At 61.7% G+C, this 12,902-nt stretch carries 15 protein-coding genes; 7 read left to right on the top strand and 8 right to left on the bottom strand.

What is annotated here, in order from left to right:
- Window positions 1–148: 148 nt before the first annotated feature.
- The 6 genes from rluB to J2Y90_RS13305 form a co-directional block, all read right to left on the bottom strand.
- A complete protein-coding gene (gene rluB, locus J2Y90_RS13330; protein WP_039761212.1) occupies window positions 149–1,369 on the bottom strand; it encodes a 23S rRNA pseudouridine(2605) synthase RluB in 1,221 nt (406 codons plus the stop codon).
- A 143-nt stretch (window positions 1,370–1,512) separates the two neighbouring features.
- Window positions 1,513–1,704 carry a DUF1289 domain-containing protein gene (locus J2Y90_RS13325; RefSeq protein ID WP_016771121.1) on the bottom strand — a complete coding sequence of 64 codons (192 nt, stop codon included), beginning with the start codon at window positions 1,702–1,704 and terminating at the stop codon, window positions 1,513–1,515.
- 144 nt (window positions 1,705–1,848) lie between these two features.
- Window positions 1,849–2,814: an SMC-Scp complex subunit ScpB gene (scpB, locus tag J2Y90_RS13320; RefSeq protein ID WP_253500326.1), complete on the bottom strand. Its 966-nt coding sequence runs from the start codon at window positions 2,812–2,814 to the stop codon at window positions 1,849–1,851.
- Window positions 2,815–2,825: 11 nt separating this feature from the next.
- Window positions 2,826–3,524, bottom strand: a complete 699-nt coding sequence (locus J2Y90_RS13315; protein WP_172828192.1) for a segregation and condensation protein A — start codon at window positions 3,522–3,524, stop codon at window positions 2,826–2,828.
- A 123-nt stretch (window positions 3,525–3,647) separates the two neighbouring features.
- Window positions 3,648–4,277 carry an L-threonylcarbamoyladenylate synthase gene (locus tag J2Y90_RS13310; protein WP_041478985.1) on the bottom strand — a complete coding sequence of 210 codons (630 nt, stop codon included), beginning with the start codon at window positions 4,275–4,277 and terminating at the stop codon, window positions 3,648–3,650.
- A gap of 13 nt (window positions 4,278–4,290) precedes the next feature.
- Window positions 4,291–5,154 carry a PHP domain-containing protein gene (locus tag J2Y90_RS13305; RefSeq protein ID WP_253500324.1) on the bottom strand — a complete coding sequence of 288 codons (864 nt, stop codon included), beginning with the start codon at window positions 5,152–5,154 and terminating at the stop codon, window positions 4,291–4,293.
- Between the two features lie 87 nt (window positions 5,155–5,241).
- Here J2Y90_RS13305 and J2Y90_RS13300 point away from each other — a divergent pair, with 87 nt between their 5' ends.
- The 6 genes from J2Y90_RS13300 to J2Y90_RS13275 all read left to right on the top strand — a co-directional run bounded on the left by J2Y90_RS13300 (window position 5,242) and on the right by J2Y90_RS13275 (window position 9,571).
- Window positions 5,242–5,838, top strand: a complete 597-nt coding sequence (locus J2Y90_RS13300; protein ID WP_253500322.1) for a septation protein A — start codon at window positions 5,242–5,244, stop codon at window positions 5,836–5,838.
- A 1-nt stretch (window position 5,839) separates the two neighbouring features.
- Window positions 5,840–6,139, top strand: a complete 300-nt coding sequence (locus J2Y90_RS13295; protein WP_016771127.1) for a YciI family protein — start codon at window positions 5,840–5,842, stop codon at window positions 6,137–6,139.
- 108 nt (window positions 6,140–6,247) lie between these two features.
- Window positions 6,248–6,658, top strand: a complete 411-nt coding sequence (locus J2Y90_RS13290; protein ID WP_016771128.1) for a translation initiation factor 2 — start codon at window positions 6,248–6,250, stop codon at window positions 6,656–6,658.
- Between the two features lie 7 nt (window positions 6,659–6,665).
- On the top strand, window positions 6,666–7,343 hold the full coding sequence (locus J2Y90_RS13285) for a response regulator transcription factor (protein ID WP_016771129.1): 678 nt from the start codon (window positions 6,666–6,668) through the stop codon (window positions 7,341–7,343).
- Between the two features lie 258 nt (window positions 7,344–7,601).
- On the top strand, window positions 7,602–8,054 hold the full coding sequence (locus tag J2Y90_RS13280; RefSeq protein ID WP_042607494.1) for a Spy/CpxP family protein refolding chaperone: 453 nt from the start codon (window positions 7,602–7,604) through the stop codon (window positions 8,052–8,054).
- Between the two features lie 176 nt (window positions 8,055–8,230).
- Window positions 8,231–9,571 carry a sensor histidine kinase gene (locus J2Y90_RS13275; RefSeq protein ID WP_253500320.1) on the top strand — a complete coding sequence of 447 codons (1,341 nt, stop codon included), beginning with the start codon at window positions 8,231–8,233 and terminating at the stop codon, window positions 9,569–9,571.
- 113 nt (window positions 9,572–9,684) lie between these two features.
- Here J2Y90_RS13275 and J2Y90_RS13270 read toward each other — a convergent pair whose 3' ends face one another.
- Complete coding sequence (locus tag J2Y90_RS13270; protein WP_253500318.1) at window positions 9,685–10,251, bottom strand: nitroreductase family protein; 567 nt, start codon at window positions 10,249–10,251, stop codon at window positions 9,685–9,687.
- Window positions 10,252–10,372: 121 nt separating this feature from the next.
- On the opposite strand from J2Y90_RS13270, the gene J2Y90_RS13265 reads away from it, so the two are divergent.
- Window positions 10,373–11,827, top strand: coding sequence for a TrkH family potassium uptake protein (locus tag J2Y90_RS13265; RefSeq protein WP_038363735.1), 1,455 nt, complete (start codon window positions 10,373–10,375; stop codon window positions 11,825–11,827).
- Here J2Y90_RS13265 and J2Y90_RS13260 read toward each other — a convergent pair.
- Window positions 11,784–12,845 carry an AraC family transcriptional regulator gene (locus J2Y90_RS13260; protein ID WP_253500316.1) on the bottom strand — a complete coding sequence of 354 codons (1,062 nt, stop codon included), beginning with the start codon at window positions 12,843–12,845 and terminating at the stop codon, window positions 11,784–11,786. The genes J2Y90_RS13265 and J2Y90_RS13260 overlap by 44 nt on opposite strands.
- Window positions 12,846–12,902: the final 57 nt, after the last annotated feature.

Genomic DNA, 12,902 nt, shown 5'->3' with positions numbered 1-12,902 from the left:
CGCGTCCCTTCCAAAGCCGAACGCGGAGCGTCCGTTGAGGCATTCCCACGCAGAGCGTGGGAACGATCGGTGTCAGCACAGACTTTCGCCAGACGAAAAAAAACGCCAACCCTGAGGTTGGCGTTTTTTCAGTCGACGCTAAACCCGATCACTCCGGCTTCTTGCGTCCGAAACCGGGGCGCTGACCCGAGCCGGCCGGTGCGCCGCGACGCTTGCCCGAGGGCTTGTCGCCGTCGACCAGCTTGATCCCCGGACGCTTTGGCGCAGGCTTAGCCGGGCGCTTGTTGGTGGTATCGGCTGGGCGATCCGCTACTGGCGTACCGCGACCGGCAGGAGCGCCGCGTTCGCCACGTTCAGTACGACCGTTGGCCGGACGCGGTGCGCGCTCGCCGTCACGGGCAACCGGTTTGCGACCTGGACGCTCGCCTTCGATCTGCGGCTCGCGGCCCGGGCGCGGCCCGGTCGGTGCGCCAGCGGCTGGACGCAGGGTGCGCACGCGCTCGGTCTTGGCCATCGGCCGCGACGATTTGCGCTGCATGCGCTCGAGCTTGTCCTTGCTCTTGGCGTTCAGTTGCGGCATTGCCACCGGCGTCAGGCCAACTTCGGCGCTGAGCACGTCAACTTCGTACTGACTCATTTCGCGCCAGCGGCCCATCGGCAGGTCGGAGTTGAGGAACACCGGACCGAAGCGCACGCGCTTCAGACGGCTGACCACCAGACCTTGCGATTCCCACAGACGACGCACTTCACGGTTGCGCCCTTCCATGACCACGCAGTGGTACCAGTGGTTGAAGCCTTCACCGCCCGGGGCCTGTTGAATGTCGGTGAAACGCGCCGGACCGTCTTCCAGCACCACGCCTGCCTTGAGGCGTTCGATCATCTCGTCGTCGACTTCACCGCGTACACGCACAGCGTACTCACGGTCCATCTCGTAGGACGGGTGCATCAGACGGTTGGCCAGCTCACCGTCGGTGGTGAACATCAGCAGACCGGTGGTGTTGATGTCGAGACGGCCGATATTGATCCAGCGGCCTTCTTTCGGACGCGGCAGCTTATCGAACACGGTTGGACGGCCTTCCGGGTCGTCGCGGGTGCAGATTTCGCCGTCAGGCTTGTTGTACATGATCACGCGGCGCACCGATTCGGCGGCCTCTTCGCGCTTGATCACCTTGCCATCGATGGTGATGGCGTCGTGCATGTCGACGCGCAGGCCGAGGGTGGCGTCTTTGCCATTGACCTTGATCCGGCCCTGGCTGATCCAGGCTTCGACGTCACGGCGCGAGCCGACGCCGATACGGGCGAGGACTTTCTGCAGCTTTTCGCCTGCTGGGCCGATTTCCTGGTCGTCTTTCTGATTGATGTCACTCATCTGGGCACCTCCCGGTGTGGTCTGTTCAGGCGGCGCCTGAAGCATTGAAATCTGGGTATTCGGCCGAAGGGATCGGCGAAGGGTCGCGAATCATACGCGGATGTGCGCCGTCGCGCATCAGAGACTAGTCGATCACGTCGAGGTTATTTCTTTTTCCGCCGACCGGCACCGCCGAGTTTGATCAGACGCAGCGCGGCTTCAGCCAGCACGGTGCGCTTGTCGTCCTTGTCGAGCTTTTTCCAGGCCTTGATCTCGCGTTTGCTGCGGCCACAGCCGAGGCAGATGTCGTCGGAGAATTTGCAGAGGCTGATGCAGGGGTCTTTGGTTGAGCTCATCGCAATCTCCAGAACGACATTTCACCCTGTGGGAGCGAGCCTGCTCGCGAAGGCGCAGTGTCATTCAGTATTGATGTATCCGACACACCGCCTTCGCGAGCAGGCTCGCTCCCACAAGGGTCTCCACTGGTTTCTCAATAGGCCTCAATCGTCGAACTCGCGCCGTTCGGCTTCGATGGCTTCGGCCAGTGCGCGGGCTTCGGCTTCTTCTTCGCTGAGTTCCACTTCCGGCTGTTCGAGGGCGGCGACAGCGGCCAGGAGTTTTTCCCGGGCTTCGGCGACGCCTAGAATGTCTTCTTCCGGTTCGGCGTCGGGCGCGGCTTCAAGTTCAACTTCAACTTCGACAACCGGCTCGATGATCTCAGGCTCAGACACCGGCGCTTCGCCATCCACCGCATCACGCAGCAAGTCGTCGAAGTCGGTCTTGATCCCCTCCTCCATGCTGTCCAGCTCCAGCAACAACGAATGGAAACTGGTTTCTTCCTTTTCCTCCTCCGGCTCGGTGCTGGCGTCGGCCAGTTCCTGCAGACTCTGCGGCACCGGCGAGTCGTCGAAGTCGAGCACCGGTTCGGCTTCCATTTCGCGCAATTCGGCCAGCGGCGGCAGGTCTTCGAGGTTTTTCAGGTTGAAGTGATCGAGAAACGCCTTGGTCGTGGCGAACATCGCCGGTTTGCCCGGCACGTCGCGGTAGCCGACGACGCGAATCCACTCACGCTCGAGCAAGGTCTTGACGATGTTGCTGTTGACCGCGACGCCACGCACGTCTTCGATCTCGCCACGGGTGATCGGTTGGCGATAGGCGATCAGCGCGATGGTTTCCAGCAAGGCGCGGGAATAGCGCTGTGGGCGCTCCTCCCAGAGTCGGCCGACCCACGGCGAAAACTTCTCGCGGATCTGCAAACGATAGCCTGACGAGACTTCCTTGAGCTCGAACGCGCGACCCTCGCAGGACTTGCCGAGCAGGGTCAGGGCTTTCTTGAAGACCGCCGGCTCCGGCCGCTCGCCTTCTTCGAACAGTTCAAACAGGCGCTCGAGGGATTGCGGCTTTCCCGAGGCCAACAGAAAGGCTTCAAGCAGGGGCGCCAGCTCGCGGGGTTCAGTCAGGTTCATGTATGGACTCGTTATTCGGCTCGGGCTCGCACGTGGATCGCGGCGAACGGCTCATTCTGCACCAGCTCGACCAAGGATTCCTTGACCAGTTCAAGGATCGCCATAAAGGTCACCACCACACCCAGGCGCCCCTCTTCGGCGGTGAACAGCTCGACAAACGGCACGAAGCCGCCGCCCTTGAGCCGTTCCAGCACATCGCTCATGCGCTCGCGGGTGGACAGCGCCTCGCGGCTGACCTGGTGGCTTTCGAACATGTCGCCACGGCGCAGCACTTCGGCCATGCACATCAGGATTTCTTCCAGCGCGACATCGGGCAACAGCTTGCGTGCCCGCGCTTCCGGGGCATCGAGCTTGGGCACGATCACATCGCGACCGACCCGGCTCAAGCCGTCGATGCCTTCGGCGGCAGCCTTGAAGCGCTCGTATTCCTGCAAGCGGCGGATCAGTTCGGCGCGCGGGTCGTCTTCTTCATCTTCGACGGTTTCCGCCCGGGGCAGGAGCATGCGCGATTTGATCTCGGCGAGCATCGCCGCCATCACCAGATACTCGGCGGCCAGCTCCAGCCGCACCGATTGCATCAACTCGACGTAGCCCATGTACTGGCGGGTGATTTCCGCCACCGGGATGTCGAGGATATTGATGTTCTGTTTGCGGATCAGGTACAGCAGCAGGTCGAGCGGACCTTCGAAGGCTTCAAGGAAGACTTCCAGCGCATCCGGCGGGATGTACAGGTCCAGCGGCATCTCCATGACTGCCTGGCCATAGACCATGGCAAATGGCAGTTCCTGCTGGGCGCCGGCCTGGGGATCGACCACGGTTTCCACTGCGGACATTCAGGCCTCGACCATGAACGGCGTCGGATCGCCGCAACCGACGCGGACCACTTCCGGGTCGTCGCCGGTCAGGTCAATCACCGTCGAGGCTTTGATGCCGCCGAAACCGCCATCGATGATCAGATCGACCTGGTGCTCGAGCAACTGGCGCATTTCGTACGGATCGGTCAACGGATCTTCGTCACCAGGCATGATCAGCGTCACGCTCATCAGTGGCTCGCCGAGTTCGGCCAGCAGCGCCAGCGCGATCGGATGGCTGGGCACGCGCAGGCCGATGGTGCGTTTCTTCGGATGCAGCAACAGGCGCGGTACTTCGCGGGTAGCGTTGAGAATAAACGTGTAAGGCCCCGGCAGATGCGCCTTGAGAATGCGGAAGGTGCCGGTGTCGATCTTGGCGTAGTTGCCCAGTTGCGACAGGTCGCTGCAGATCAGCGCGAAATTGTGCTTTTCATCGAGCTGGCGCAGACGTCGCACCCGCTCGATGGCGGTCTTGTCGCCGATCTGGCAACCGATGGCGTAGGACGAGTCCGTAGGATAAATCACCACCCCGCCCTTGCGGATGATCTCGACTGCCTGTTTGATCAGGCGCGCTTGCGGGTTTTCCGGATGGATCTGGAAAAATTGACTCACATTCTCTACCTGTTCAGACGGCGGCAATATCTGTGTCATGTTTGAACCGACACCACAGGGGTGGAAGGTCCTCGGGAACCGGCCGGTACTGGCCGATCTCGGACCAGCCGCCAGGGCCATGGAAGTCACTGCCGGCGCTGACCAGCAGACCGAACTCGCGGGCAAGGATTGCCAGGCTGCCGACCTGTTCCGCGGGCTGATGGCCATTGACCACCTCGATCGCATGCCCGCCTGCTTGAATATAGTCGGCAATCAGCTTTCGGCGTTTGCTGCGGGTGAAATCGTAGTGCCAGGGATGCGCCAGGCTGACCCAGGCACCGGCGGCGCGCAGGGTGCCGACGGTGTCTTCCAGGGTCGGCCAGTGCAGCTTGACGTCGCCGAGCTTGCCGGCACCGAGCCATTTGCGAAACGCCTCGGCGCGATCCTTTACATACCCTTCACGCACCATCCAGTCGGCAAAATGCGGCCGGGCCGGCGCGTTGCCGCTGTCGCCCAGTTCCTGCTGGACCTGCCGGGCGCCGTCGAGGGCACCGGGCATGCCCTTGAGAGCGAGTTTGCGGCTTATTTCTTCCGACCGCAGCCAGCGGCCATCGTGCAATTTCGCGATCGCTTCGACCAATGGTGCGGCGTTGACGTCGAAACCGTAGCCGAGCACATGAATGGTTGCCCCGCCCCAAGTGCAGGACAATTCGACGCCGTTGACCAGTTGCATGCCCAACGCGGTCGCCGCCGTACGCGCTTCGGCGAGGCCTTCGAGGGTGTCGTGGTCGGTCAACGCCAGGACCCGCACGCCGTTCTCGAACGCACGCGCAACCAGAACCGCGGGCGCCAGGGCGCCGTCGGAGGCCGTGCTGTGGCAGTGCAAATCAACATTCACGGGGAGTTGTAACCTCAAATCAGCTGGCGCTATCGCGCGCCCATATGTTTGTTATTATGCCGCCACATCCAGCTTCTGGCTCTCACTGTGAAACAATTCATCGATTTCATCCCGCTTCTGCTGTTCTTCATCGTTTACAAACTTGATCCACGGGTCGTCGACATCGCCGGCCAGCAAGTGACTGTAGGCGGTATCTACAGCGCCACGGCGATGCTGATCATCAGCTCGCTGGTGGTGTATGGCGCGCTGTTCATCAAACAGCGCAAGCTGGAAAAGAGCCAATGGCTGACGCTGATCGCCTGCCTGGTATTCGGCAGCCTGACGCTGGCCTTCCACAGCGAAACCTTCCTGAAATGGAAAGCGCCAGTGGTCAACTGGCTGTTCGCTGCGGCCTTCATCGGCAGTCACTTCATCGGTGATCGCCTGTTGATCAAACGCATCATGGGCCACGCGCTGGCCCTGCCGGACCCGGTCTGGACGCGCCTGAACATCGCCTGGATCGGCTTCTTCCTGTTTTGCGGCGCCGCCAACCTGTTCGTCGCTTTCACCTTCCAGAGGATCTGGGTCGACTTCAAGGTGTTCGGCAGCCTGGGCATGACCGTGCTGTTCCTGGTCGCACAGGGCATCTACCTGTCGCGCCACTTGCATGACACCGATACCACAACGCCAAAAACCGAGGACTGACATGCTCTACGCCATCATTGCCACCGACGTTGCCAACTCGCTCGAAGCCCGCCTGTCCGCGCGCCCTGCCCATCTGGAACGCCTGCAAGCGCTCAAGGGCGAAGGCCGCATCGTGCTGGCCGGCCCGCACCCGGCGGTCGACAGCAATGATCCTGGCGCAGCGGGTTTCACCGGCAGCCTGATCGTCGCCGAGTTCGATTCCCTGAGCGCCGCCCAGGCCTGGGCCGACGCCGATCCGTACATCGCCGCTGGCGTTTATGCCAACGTGATCGTCAAGCCGTTCAAGCAAGTCCTGCCTTAAGTCCTTCCACGCGATGAACCTTCGCGGTTCATCGCGCTCTCAATCGCTCATTATTCTCGTTTGCCTGCCGACAACCTGCCCAATATCCATTTGGAAACAGGTGTCGCGATGCGCAAGGGTCCGTTGTGTCTGATGTTGCTCACGTTGTCGATCATGGCCCCCGCCCATGGTGAGGAAACCACCGAAAGCGGCAGCTCCACGCCATTGTCATTGAGCGCCGGCAGCCAGATCACCGAGCTGCAACAGCGGCTCAAGGCCAGTGAACAGCAGCGCGAAGAACTGAACAAACAACTGCAGAACGCCGACAACACCCGCGAAAGCGCCCAGCTCGCCCGGTTGCGCCAGGAGAACCAGCGTCTGAAGCTGCAACTCAAGGAAGCCCAGGCCAGCCCGTTGCCGCGTTTGCTGACCGATCAACAGCAGTGGTTCGTCACTGGCGCCGGGGTAGCGCTATTGGCGCTGCTCTGCGGTATCTTTGCCAGCGGTGCAAGCCGAAAACGTCGGCAATGGCTAAATTGAGTGAGTCATGAGCGAGCTGTTATTGATTGATGATGACCAGGAGTTGTGCGAACTCCTGAGTAGCTGGTTGAGCCAGGAAGGCTTCCAGGTGCGCGCCTGCCACGACGGCCAGAGCGCGCGCAAGGCGTTGGCCGAAACCGCCCCGGCGGCGGTAGTGCTGGACGTGATGCTGCCCGACGGCAGCGGTCTGGAACTGCTCAAGCAATTGCGCAACGACCATGCGGACCTGCCGGTGCTGATGCTTTCGGCGCGCGGCGAACCGCTGGACCGCATCCTCGGCCTCGAACTGGGCGCCGACGATTACCTGGCCAAACCCTGCGACCCCCGCGAGCTGACCGCGCGCCTGCGCGCCGTGTTGCGCCGCAGCCATCCCGCCGCCGTATCGACGCAGCTTGAGCTGGGCGACCTGAGTTTCAGCCCGGTGCGCGGGGTGGTCAGTATCGACGAAAAAGAACTGACCCTCACCGTCTCCGAGAGCCGCCTGCTCGAAGCCCTGCTCAAGCAACCTGGCGAGCCGCTGGACAAACAGGAACTGGCGCAACTGGCCCTCGGCCGCAAGCTGACCCTGTACGACCGCAGCCTCGACATGCACGTCAGCAACCTGCGCAAGAAAATCGGCCCCCACCCCGACGGCCGCCCGCGCATCGTTGCGCTGCGTAGCCGTGGTTACTACTACAGCCTATAAAACCATCTGTTCCGTGTACGAGCTGCCCAAGGCGGCGATCTTCAGGCTGTAGGACGCAGAGCGTCCTCGGCTGCATTCCCACGCAGAGCGTGGGAACGATCAGATCGCAGCCTTCTGCAGCTCCAGCACAGCATTTGTGTAAGGCCGGGCACGAAGCGTCTTTACCGAAGCTTTACGCTGCGCTGACCGCCGCTGACCTTGATCTGCGTAATCTGCACTCATCCGGAACGTACCGGGAACGAGACAAGGAGATACACCATGCGCAAGACTCTTATCGCTCTGATGTTCGCTGCCGCTCTGCCAACCGTGGCCATGGCCATGCCGCAAGATGGCGGTCCGCTCGGTGGTCCACTGGATGGCCCGCGCCACGGCGGTCAGATGCACGGCGGCATGCACGGCAAAGGTCCGTACAGTCAGCTCGACCTGACCCGCGAACAGCGCGAGCAGATTCGCAAGATCATGGGCGAGCAGATGCATGAGCGTAAGCAGGTGGTCGACAAGTACCTGGAAAAACTCTCGCCGGCCGACCAGAAAGCCATGAAGGACGAGATCGCGGCCAACCACAAGAAAGCCGAATCCGATGTCCGCGCGCTGCTGAAACCTGAGCAACAGAAGCAGTTCGACGAGATCCAGAAAAAACGCGCCGAACGCCGCGCCGAATGGGCCGAGTTCAAGGCCTGGAAAGCGCAGCAGGCACAAAAGGCGCAATAATGCGCTGACCAAGGGCCCGACGACTCACCTCGTCGGGCCTGTTTTCACTGATCCAATTGTAGAAGTGAGCCTGCTCGCGATAGCGGTGTGTCAGAAAAGCATCAATTGACTGACACACCGCTATCGCGAGCAGGCTCACTCCTACAGTTGCAATTGTGTTTGTTTTAGGAGTTTCTGTGCGTTCACTGTTCTGGCGGATTCTTGCGAGCTTCTGGCTGGCCATCGCTCTGGTAGCCGGGCTGTCGATCCTGCTTGGGCACATGCTCAATCAGGACGCGTGGATCCTGAGCCGCCATCCCGGCCTCAACACGCTGGCGGCAGAATGGACGCAGACCTACGAGGCCCAGGGCGAAGAAGCGGCGCAGGACATTCTTGAACAACGCAAACGCCAGTATCACATCGACGTTCAGGTGCTCAACGAAACCGGCGACCCGGTGGTGCGTGGCACCTTCCCGCGTCGCGCCGCAGCGTTCGAAGCGCGGCAGAACAACGACGATCGCCGTCTGCCGTGGCGGCGTCTGACCGACGAGATCACCAGCGAAAAAACCGGTGACACCTACCTGTTCATCTACCGCATCCCGCACCCGGAACTCGACGCCTGGCACCGCGAAAGCCTGCTCTGGCCGCTGAGTGCGCTGGGTATTGCACTGGTGGTGCTGACCCTGTTCAGTTTGCTCGTGACCTTCTCGATCACCCGCCCGCTCAGTCGCTTGCGCGGCGCGGTGCATGATCTGGGGCAGACCACTTATCAGCAGAACAGTCTGGCGAAACTGGCCAACCGTCGTGATGAATTCGGCGTACTCGCCACCGATTTCAACCGCATGGGCGCGCGTCTGCAAAGCCTGATCGGCAGTCAGCGGCAGTTGCTGCGTGATGTCTCCCATGAACTGCGCTCACCCCTGGCGCGCCTGCGTATTGCCTTGGCTTTGGCCGAGCGGGCCAATCCTGAGGAGCGCGAAAAACTCTGGCCACGGCTGACCCGTGAATGTGATCGGCTGGAGGCGTTGATCAGTGAAATTCTGGTGCTGGCGCGAGTCGATGCCGACAACGCCAGCGCTGAAGAAGTGGACCTGAATGCGTTGCTCGCCACACTGCAAAAGGATGCGCAGCTCAGCTCCCCCGAACAGACCGTGCGCCTGCAAGCTGAGCCACAACTGAATCTCAAAGGCTGGCCAACGATGATCGAACGCGCCGTGGATAATCTGCTGCGCAACGCCCAGCGCTTCAACCCGAGCGATCAGCCGATTGAATTGCAGGCTGCGCGGCAGGGCGAGCGGATTGTCATCAGCGTGCGCGACCATGGGCCGGGCGTGCAGGCGGAACATCTGAGTCAGTTGGGCGAACCATTCTATCGGGCGCCGGGGCAAACGGCTGCCGGGCATGGCTTGGGACTGGCGATTGCCAAACGCGCGGCGGAACGGCATGGCGGCACGCTGACGCTGGCCAATCATCCGCAGGGCGGGTTTGTGGCGAGTCTGGAATTGCCGCTGGTGCCAGGTATCGTCGTCCAGCCCTGAAGCAAAAAATGTGGGAGGGAGCCTGCTCGCGAAAGCGGTGTGTCAGTCAACCAATATGACCACTGACACTCCGTCTTCGCGAGCAGGCTCGCTCCCACAGTTTGAAATCGGGGTCAGGCTTTAGCTGGCCAGGCGCTGACGAACTCGGCCAGATCGACCTTCTCCGCCACGCGCGGCTCTTTCTGCGGCGTACCAAGGTAAAGGAACGCGATGACTTCCTCGCCTTCCACCAGCCCCAAACCTTCGGCGACATGTTTCGAATACGCCAGATCCCCGGTGCGCCATACCGCACCAATCCCCTGCGCATACGCCGCCAGCAGAATCCCGTGGGCCGCGCAGCCGGCCGTGAGCAGTTGCTCAGCCTTCGGATATTTCACGTGTTCCTGCAATTTGGCGATTACCACAACCACCAGCGGCGCCCGAAGTGGGCCGTTACGGGCCTTGTCGATCATCGCTTCGGTGACTTCGCCGGCCTGCTGGCGGGCCGCTTCGGCGAGCAACTCGCCCATTTGCTCACGTGCCGCGCCTTCGACGGTCAAAAAGCGGTACGGCTGCAAATGCCCGTGATCCGGGGCACGCAATGCCGCGCCAAACAGGGCTTCACGCTGCTCGGCAGTGGGGGCCGGTTCGACCAGGCGGGGAACGGAAACACGGTTGAGCAACGCGTCGAGAGCCTGCATCGGCCACCTCCTTTGAAAAATGTGCGGCTATTCTAGCTGCAACTGCGCAACGCCTGCCGGTTTACATGCCTTGCCCCGCAGGTAGAATGGCGCCCTTCTTCCACCAGCCCGAGCGGAATTCATGGCGTTGCCGACCTTACGGATCATTGGTTTTATCATCGGCATCTTCCTGATCACCCTGGCTGTGGCCATGGTCGTGCCGATGGCCACGCTGGTGATTTTCGAGCGCACCAGCGACCTGCCGTCGTTCCTTTGGGCAAGCATGATCACCTTCGTCGCCGGCCTCGCCCTGGTGATTCCCGGCCGACCCGAACACATTCACCTGCGCCCGCGCGACATGTATCTGCTGACGGTCAGCAGTTGGCTGGTGGTGTGCATTTTCGCCGCGCTGCCGTTTCTGCTGACCCAGCACATCAGCTACACCGACTCGTTTTTCGAAAGCATGTCCGGCATCACCGCCACCGGTTCCACCGTGCTCAATGGCCTGGACAACATGTCGCCGGGGATTCTGATGTGGCGTTCGCTGTTGCACTGGATCGGCGGTATCGGCTTTATCGGCATGGCGGTGGCGATTCTGCCGCTGCTGCGCATCGGTGGCATGCGCCTGTTCCAGACCGAATCCTCGGACCGCTCGGAAAAGGTCATGCCCCGTTCGCACATGGTGGCGCGGCTGATCGTGGCGGCCTACGTCGGCATCACGATTCTGGGCAGTCTGGCGTTCTGGTGGGCGGGGATGAGCCCGTTCGATGCGATCAACCACGCGATGTCGGCGATTTCCACCGGTGGTTTCTCGACCTCTGACCAGTCGCTGGCCAAGTGGACGCAACCGGCGGTGCACTGGGTGGCGATCGTCATCATGATTCTCGGCAGCCTGCCGTTCACCCTGTACGTGGCGACGCTGCGCGGCAACCGTCGGGCGTTGATCAAGGATCAGCAGGTGCAAGGCTTGCTGGCAATGTTGCTGGTGACCTGGTTGGTGCTCGGCACCTGGTACTGGTGGACCACCAAGCTGCATTGGCTGGAAGCACTGCGGCATGTGGCGCTGAACGTGACCTCGGTGGTCACCACCACCGGGTTTGCCCTCGGTGACTACAGCCTGTGGGGCAACTTCTCGCTGATGCTGTTTTTCTATCTGGGCTTTGTCGGCGGCTGCTCCGGGTCGACGGCGGGCGGGATCAAGATTTTCCGTTTCCAGGTCGCCTACATCCTGCTCAAGGCCAACCTTAACCAGTTGATCCATCCGCGCGCGGTGATCAAGCAGAAGTACAACGGTCACCGCCTCGACGAAGAGATCGTCCGTTCGATCCTGACTTTCTCGTTCTTCTTCGCCATCACCATCTGCGTCATCGCCCTGCTGCTGTCGCTGCTCGGGGTCGACTGGATGACTGCGCTGACCGGTGCCGCCAGCACGGTGTCCGGCGTCGGCCCGGGTCTGGGCGAAACCATCGGCCCGGCGGGCAACTTCGCCACGCTGCCGGATGCGGCCAAGTGGATTCTGTCGTTCGGCATGCTGCTCGGCCGACTGGAGATCATTACGGTGTTTGTGCTGTGTATTCCGGCGTTCTGGCGTCACTGACCGGGCTCGGTGCCTGAAGCAAGCGCGCCCGGTAGTCGCCGGGCGTGGTGTCGAACCAGCGGCGAAAGGCACGGAAGAAATTGCTCGGGTCGGCAAATCCCAGCAGATAGGCAATCTCCAGCAAGGTCATGCTCGGCTGCGCCAGATACTGCTCGGCCAGTTCACGCCGGGTGTCATCGAGCAACTGCTGAAAACTGGTGCCCTCCTCCTGCAAGCGGCGTTGCAAGGTACGTTGCGACAAATGCAGGGTCTGCGCCACGGTATCGCGTTTGGGTTCGCCCTGGGGCAGCAAACGACACAGCACCTGCCGTGCCCGGTGCGTCACGCGGCTTTCGGAAAACCGCGCCAGATATTCCCCGGCAAAGCGATCATGCAGCAATGCCATGGCTTCGTTGGCCGTAGGCAGCGGCGCTTCCATGTCGGCTTGTTCGAAGATCAACGCGTCATAAGGCGCATCGAATACCAGCGGCGCATGAAAAGCTTCTTTATAGGGTTGCAGATTGGCCGGCTGATCGCCTTGGATCAGCACTTTCACCGGATGCAGCGGACGCCCGGTCAGCCAGCCACACAGTGCCAATGCGCAGGCCAGTGACGCTTCAGCGCTCTGCCGGGTCGGCGGCAGATGATCGCCGTGAACGGTGAGAATCAGCGCGTAACCTTCATCGAGCAGGCGAAAACTCAAGTCGGCGCTTTCGGCAATGATGCGTTGATAGCGCACCAGACGCTGGAAGCCTTCAGCCAGGGTTTTGCTCGACATCAGCGCGTAGCCGGCGACATGAAACGAGGCCGGGCGCACCACTTTGCCCATGTTCAGGCCGATCGCCGGGTTGCCGGAGACCTCCACCGCGCGCTGCCAGAGCCGGGTCATGGAGTCCTGCGGAAAACGCGCATCCGGATCTTCAAGGGCGCTGAAATCCAGCCCCAGTTGCTTGAACAGAACCCGGCAATCCAGGCCGTCCATCTCCAGCGCTTTGACAATCCCCATCGCCCAGCTTGCAGAAGTCGTTCGTTCGCTCATGGTTGTTATTCTTTTACATGACGGGCTGCAGGTGACCGCCCTATTTGCGAAGGATAC

The organism is Pseudomonas koreensis, from assembly GCF_024169245.1.
In the GTDB taxonomy this organism is placed as follows: domain Bacteria; phylum Pseudomonadota; class Gammaproteobacteria; order Pseudomonadales; family Pseudomonadaceae; genus Aquipseudomonas; species Aquipseudomonas koreensis_F.
Note: the sequence above shows the minus strand (reverse complement) of the source record. Positions and strands in the feature narration are given on the sequence as shown.

What these genes read in the sequence shown, in the direction of transcription:
- J2Y90_RS13295 (WP_016771127.1), top strand. Translation starts at nt 5,840, where the DNA reads ATGCTCTACGCCATCATTGCCACCGACGTTGCCAACTCGCTCGAAGCC.
- rluB (WP_039761212.1), bottom strand. Translation starts at nt 1,369, where the DNA reads ATGAGTGACATCAATCAGAAAGACGACCAGGAAATCGGCCCAGCAGGC.
- J2Y90_RS13265 (WP_038363735.1), top strand. Translation starts at nt 10,373, where the DNA reads ATGGCGTTGCCGACCTTACGGATCATTGGTTTTATCATCGGCATCTTC.
- J2Y90_RS13285 (WP_016771129.1), top strand. Translation starts at nt 6,666, where the DNA reads ATGAGCGAGCTGTTATTGATTGATGATGACCAGGAGTTGTGCGAACTC.
- J2Y90_RS13290 (WP_016771128.1), top strand. Translation starts at nt 6,248, where the DNA reads ATGCGCAAGGGTCCGTTGTGTCTGATGTTGCTCACGTTGTCGATCATG.
- J2Y90_RS13280 (WP_042607494.1), top strand. Translation starts at nt 7,602, where the DNA reads ATGCGCAAGACTCTTATCGCTCTGATGTTCGCTGCCGCTCTGCCAACC.
- scpB (WP_253500326.1), bottom strand. Translation starts at nt 2,814, where the DNA reads ATGAACCTGACTGAACCCCGCGAGCTGGCGCCCCTGCTTGAAGCCTTT.
- J2Y90_RS13325 (WP_016771121.1), bottom strand. Translation starts at nt 1,704, where the DNA reads ATGAGCTCAACCAAAGACCCCTGCATCAGCCTCTGCAAATTCTCCGAC.
- J2Y90_RS13270 (WP_253500318.1), bottom strand. Translation starts at nt 10,251, where the DNA reads ATGCAGGCTCTCGACGCGTTGCTCAACCGTGTTTCCGTTCCCCGCCTG.
- J2Y90_RS13260 (WP_253500316.1), bottom strand. Translation starts at nt 12,845, where the DNA reads ATGAGCGAACGAACGACTTCTGCAAGCTGGGCGATGGGGATTGTCAAA.